The 6,000-nt window shown below is 45.6% G+C and carries 3 protein-coding genes and 1 CRISPR repeat array; of the genes, 1 reads left to right on the forward strand and 2 read right to left on the reverse strand.

Annotation, left to right across the window (positions count from 1 at the left end):
* The first annotated feature begins 637 nt into the window (after positions 1 to 637).
* Positions 638 to 2,706: a CRISPR direct-repeat array (repeat unit 36 nt; unit sequence CTTTACCGATTAGTTGAAATCGGAATAGTTGGAAAC).
* A 748-nt stretch (positions 2,707 to 3,454) separates the two neighbouring features.
* Both IXB50_RS20000 and IXB50_RS20005 read right to left on the reverse strand, forming a co-directional pair.
* Positions 3,455 to 4,033, reverse strand: a complete 579-nt coding sequence (locus IXB50_RS20000) for an HD domain-containing protein (protein WP_215610765.1) — start codon at positions 4,031 to 4,033, stop codon at positions 3,455 to 3,457.
* Positions 4,033 to 5,436 carry a TIGR03985 family CRISPR-associated protein gene (locus tag IXB50_RS20005; RefSeq protein WP_215610766.1) on the reverse strand — a complete coding sequence of 468 codons (1,404 nt, stop codon included), beginning with the start codon at positions 5,434 to 5,436 and terminating at the stop codon, positions 4,033 to 4,035. Before IXB50_RS20005 ends, IXB50_RS20000 begins: the two co-directional genes overlap by 1 nt.
* Before the next feature lie 146 nt (positions 5,437 to 5,582).
* Here IXB50_RS20005 and crn3 point away from each other — a divergent pair, with 146 nt between their 5' ends.
* The gene (gene crn3, locus IXB50_RS20010; protein ID WP_215610767.1) at positions 5,583 to 5,945 is read left to right on the forward strand and encodes a CRISPR-associated ring nuclease Crn3/Csx3; all 363 of its coding nucleotides are present in this window, start codon (positions 5,583 to 5,585) and stop codon (positions 5,943 to 5,945) included.
* Positions 5,946 to 6,000: the final 55 nt, after the last annotated feature.

Raw genomic sequence — 6,000 nt, forward strand, 5'->3', positions numbered from 1 at the left:
GTATAGTTTCAATTAAGAAATTCTTACACCTTGGACTATTTGCCGATCACTCCTTTTCCGTTTTCCGCCTTCACTCTTCCGTCCTTTAGACTCCGATTAGTTGAAATCGGAATAGTTGGAAACACTTCAAAAGGCGGAAAACGGAGGACGGAAATAGGAAACAGAGAGGCTTCTTAAGTGGGAATCCTTGTAATGAGTAGATCCTTAACCCATTGCTTCTTGCGATCACCCCTTTTCCGTGCAAGGACACAGAGTTTACTGTTGTCTAAGGTAAATCAGTTATCTGTGAGCATTTGTCGATCCTCTCTTTTTTCCGCCTTCCGTCTTCACTCTTCCGTCCTTAAGAGAGGCAATGTCGCAGGCATTAACGATTGGGAGTTTGCCGCCTGAAGAGCCGCCTGAAACGTATATTGTTTAGCCTATTGCTTGGCTAAGTTACTGTTAGTAACTGGTGTTGACCACGGAGGTAGGGTGATCGCTGAAAGCCTTATGTTTTAGTTGACCTCCGTGGGGCCTTATCTGGCAATAGTTTCAGCGATTAGTATGGTTGGGGCATAGGGCTGATAGGATAGGAATATAGACCTCCGTGGTTTGCTTGTCTGGAGCTTGCTCTATGACGGGCTTCTGCTGGGGGTGTCTTTACCGATTAGTTGAAATCGGAATAGTTGGAAACGCTCTGCTTGTACTAGCTCTTGGTATAATGCATTAAAACCTGCTTTACCGATTAGTTGAAATCGGAATAGTTGGAAACTGGCAGGTGTAACGACATTCCAAAATTCAATGGCCTTGATTGTCTTTACCGATTAGTTGAAATCGGAATAGTTGGAAACGTTCTAATGTGGGATCATATCCTACTTCGTAACCTATTGGCTTTACCGATTAGTTGAAATCGGAATAGTTGGAAACGATCTCTAAGATTTCAGATGTGGTAAAGTCTTCATCGCGCGAACCTTTACCGATTAGTTGAAATCGGAATAGTTGGAAACGCCGAAAGTAGGCTACGGGGATTTGGCCTGGCTCGGGACTTTACCGATTAGTTGAAATCGGAATAGTTGGAAACGCTCAGAAGCCTCAGCTGATTGATTGCCGGGTGCAAAAAGCTTTACCGATTAGTTGAAATCGGAATAGTTGGAAACACTTCACCGAGATTGCAAGCAATTTTTTATTGCCTCCAGAACTTTACCGATTAGTTGAAATCGGAATAGTTGGAAACTAACCCGTTCACAACTTTATACCCTTGTTCTAACAAACCTGCTTTACCGATTAGTTGAAATCGGAATAGTTGGAAACTTTAATCCTGCAACCATCAGCAACTTGGCGTTACCAAGCATTCTTTACCGATTAGTTGAAATCGGAATAGTTGGAAACTCCGCCACCTCGTGGCCGTCGCTTGCTTCGATACTTAATCTTCTTTACCGATTAGTTGAAATCGGAATAGTTGGAAACGGGATTTGGACCCAGTCCACCTCCATCTCCATTTCCAGATTCTTTACCGATTAGTTGAAATCGGAATAGTTGGAAACCTTGAAAGTTGCCGCCAAGCATTCGACTGTTGGTACATCGATAACTTTACCGATTAGTTGAAATCGAAATAGTTGGAAACTATACTTCGATAGTGCTCTCATGGATATCATCAGTATCACCTTTACCGATTAGTTGAAATCGGAATAGTTGGAAACTCGCTGCTTAGCGCCCCGACGCTTTTGTCATTTTGACTTTACCGATTAGTTGAAATCGGAATAGTTGGAAACTAGAGGTACAAACAAGAGATGCCAACATCTCTGCTCCACTTTACCGATTAGTTGAAATCGGAATAGTTGGAAACGGCCTTTTGCAGCCAAAAAATATCAAATCCAGCTACATGAGCCCTTTACCGATTAGTTGAAATCGGAATAGTTGGAAACGTCATTTTTTGGAAGTTTTACTACTAATTGGTACTGTTTACCTTTACCGATTAGTTGAAATCGGAATAGTTGGAAACGAGAGTCTTGTCTTCTGAGAGAATCACAACCTTGGGTAATCTTTACCGATTAGTTGAAATCGGAATAGTTGGAAACCCATAGTTTTCACTATTAGGGTTATTAACAAATTGTTGTGTTGCTTTACCGATTAGTTGAAATCGGAATAGTTGGAAACTGGTTTTTCTTTGTTGCCATGCAGTCGTCGAAGTCACTATCAACGGCTTTACCGATTAGTTGAAATCGGAATAGGTGGAAACCCTTCTTCAGCTAAAAGATACTGATCGGGTAATTTGCCTTTAAACTTTACCGATTAGTTGAAATCGGAATAGTTGGAAACGAAAGGTTTGATTAGGTCTATTAGGGGTAAAGACAAGAACTTGCTAATACTTTACCGATTAGTTGAAATCGGAATAGTTGGAAACTCCCACACCCGGTGAATAGTGAAACGCATAATACCGTTTGCATCTTTACCGATTAGTTGAAATCGGAATAGTTGGAAACAAGGGTTGGAAACGAGTTGGCCTACCATATCTTTAGTAAGCATGAGCTTTACCGATTAGTTGAAATCGGAATAGTTGGAAACGAGGTCACGGGTTTTCCAGTGTCTTTGTTAATAACGCTCCATCTTTACCGATTAGTTGAAATCGGAATAGTTGGAAACCCTTCCTGCCAGAAATTTGAGAGCTGGCAGTTTACACCCCCAAACATCTTTACCGATTAGTTGAAATCGGAATAGTTGGAAACACTTCGAAAGGCGGAGAACGGAGGACGGAAATAGGAAATGAAAAGGCCTTTGAATTTGATATGATCTCCATTAACGAATTCTTGGAGCTTTATCTATTAACCGATTATCCATTTTCCGTTTTCCGCCTTCACTCTTCCATCCTTTAGACTCCGATTAGTTGAAATCGGAATAGTTGGAAACCTCTCATCGAGACCTGCTGCAATGTATTTGTCATCGGTCGACTATACCGATTAGTTGAAATCGGAATAGTTGGAAACTTCTTACGAGGCCCGTCTGCATTATTGTAAATTATACCCTCAAGGTCTTTGCCGATTAGTTGAAATCGGAATAGTTGGAAACCGATCGAATGCCTCCGAAGAGGTAAACGTATGACAGCCTTGACTTTACCGATTAGTTGAAATCGGAATAGTTGGAAACGTTTCAAAAGTCGGAAAACGGAGGACGACAATAGGAAAAAAGAGAAGCTTTTTAGTTTGATATAATTTCAATGAACAAATTTTTGGAGCTTTATCCATTAACCGATCATCCCTTTTCCGTTTTCCATCTTCATCCTTCCGCCCTTTAAACTCCGATTAGTTGAAATCGGAATAGTTGGAAATACCACATTGTTGGCACTAACTATTTTACCGAATCCGATGTTCTTTCTTATTTAGTTGGAATCCGATCATTGGAGATAGATCAAGAATAAAAAAGCCCTTTTCAAAAGCATGAAAAGGGCTTTTTCTGAAATTCAATTTCCCTAAACTACCTAATCGAGCTTCACAATCACCCGCTTCAACTCATCCACCATCCACCCAGAACCTACAGCCCCAAACAACTCCACATACCCCCCATACAACCACAAAGTCCCCTCCCGTCCCCCCGAAAAATATCCCCAAACCCCATCCCCATAAACCCGCAACAACCCCAACAACGACCGCCCATTATGCAACTTATCCGCTAATACAATTCGCTGTACCTCAGGTGTTGCAGCTCGAATCTGCTCCAAATACAGCCGCTTCTGATCCCTCCAGCCTAGGCCAGCTATAGCGTTCGGTTGCGTACACCCCAACACCAACTCCGCAACAACAGACCCAAACCGCTCACCAATCACCCCTAACGTCGCCGCACCCCCCTGATCCTCCACCGCATCATGCAACAAAGCCGCGATCGCCTCATCCTCACAACCCCCATCCTCCAACACCAACGCCGCCACCGCCATCAAATGCGCCATATACGGCACCCCCGTCAGCTTACGCCGCTGATGTCGATGCAGCTGCACCGCATACACCAGCGCCGCCTCAAATCGTGCCCCTAAAACAACACCAGAACTATCTAAACAAGACACTAAACAATATCCCGATAAAACCCACTCTCCGCCATCACCTCTCGCCCAAACTGTTGCCGTAACGGCCAAGGCAACAACACCTCAATATGAGGCCGCCAGGCCCGCAACCGCTGTTTCACATTCGGATCATTCCGTCGATAAACCGCCCGATAATACGCATCCTGATCAGAACGAGCCGCCAACAGATCGAGCATTTGCCCTTGCAACTCTCCCCGTAACGTCTGCCCAATTAACCTCTGAGCCTGACCATAATCAATCCGCTGAAACGTCGGATGCCGCAACGAATTACGAATGTAGCGCTGGTCCCAAACCTGATCAAACCGTACCAACAAAATATCCTTCGGCTGATAATAATCAAACCCCCAAGCCTCCGCCATCCACACCTGAATATCATCCGGTGTCGGCAAATCACCCTCCAAATATTGTTGCCTGAGAGAAAGCGGCAACAACGACGAATCCCAAGACAACACCTCGATCGCCTGAATCCGATCCAAACGATAATTCCGCCAATCCACCGTATCCGACTGACCAAATACCTCCCCAAACCCACACAGATACGGCCCTCGCCGATAATAATACAGACACACCGGATACACCACCACCGTTGCCGTCTCCTGCCGTGACGCATGCCAATAGGTCAGCCTGATCGGCAGCACCACCGACCGCTGCCACAACTCCCTTAACTCTGTCTGCCAGTCCTCCACCCGATCATGACGGTCTTTTGGCACCACATAATCCACATGCACAAAAAAGCGACGCTGCCCTTCTAACGTGTGAGATAAACTATCCGCAATCGCCGCCAAATCCGGTTGCACCAAAAACGCCAGCTCATCAACTGAGGCTGATCGCTTAGTGCCATAGGGCAACACAGGCCAATCCGTCACCCGACCATAGCCATTGCCCACAGAAGCAAGCAGTTTCAACTCTTGTAACCGTTTTAGATCGCCTGATAAAGCCCGTCTCGTCACCCCAAACAGTCGCACCTCATCCAGAAACCGATCCCACTGTTTCGGCAAAACATCGTGATGCGTCAAAGCAGCAATAAACTGTTGCCGCTTCTGTTCTACCTCATGGGCATAGTCAGCCGCATAGTCCTCCCACTGAGCCTGCATGTAATGTAAGTCAGGCGCAAATAACCAAGCAGCCACCGTCTTTGCACAGGGGCATTGTTCATTATGCTCACCGGGTTTGTCATCATTACTCGGATGATCCGCCGTAAACAACGCCTCTCGACAGTCCGCATAGGAAAACGGCTCAGATATAGGCAACGACACCGCCCCATAAAAGTAGCGTAGCCAGATCCACATCCGTAGAGCTTGCGTTAGATGCTGTTTCAAGCTGCCACGGGCCAGCCACTGTAGCAAAGGGATTTCGGGCAGATCCGACCAAAATTCTTCAGGCATAGCCCCATGGGAATACAGTTTTCTGCTGATAGCCTGCATCAAAATCAACGGTAAATCAATCACATGTCTAATTTTGTCTGAAGCTGGAAGCAGCCACTTCCACACCTTGCTAAACTGCCGTCAAGCTTGTCAGAGTCAGTTTATCCATGTCCGATGTAGAACTTGCCATTGTTTCCGGCACAACCGCTGCTGGGCTGTCCTACCAGCATCTCCATATTCAAATTACTGCCGATAACGGCCTGATCACCCCCGCTGATCTCAAAGGCCTAGACCTACCCAAAAACCTGATACCCAGCCAGGGCGTTGTAATTGAAGGCAAGGCACCCATTTGGCTATATGGCTATCTCGTCCATGCATGCCATGCCTCAGCCTGGGTCGCTTGCTTTGATCCACGCCTTGGCGGCGATTCCCCCCGTGCCGGTGGTGCCGTCGTGATCGAAACCCATTCTCCCCTAGTGGATGTAGGCCAGATAATAGACATGGAGATGGGTGTGATTCTTTTAGGGTAAAGGTTTGCAACGTAGATTTAGTGTATTGAATAGAATTTGGTAGATTTTAGGGGTC

The organism is Leptothoe spongobia TAU-MAC 1115, assembly GCF_018739885.1.
Taxonomy (GTDB): domain Bacteria; phylum Cyanobacteriota; class Cyanobacteriia; order Phormidesmidales; family Phormidesmidaceae; genus Leptothoe; species Leptothoe spongobia.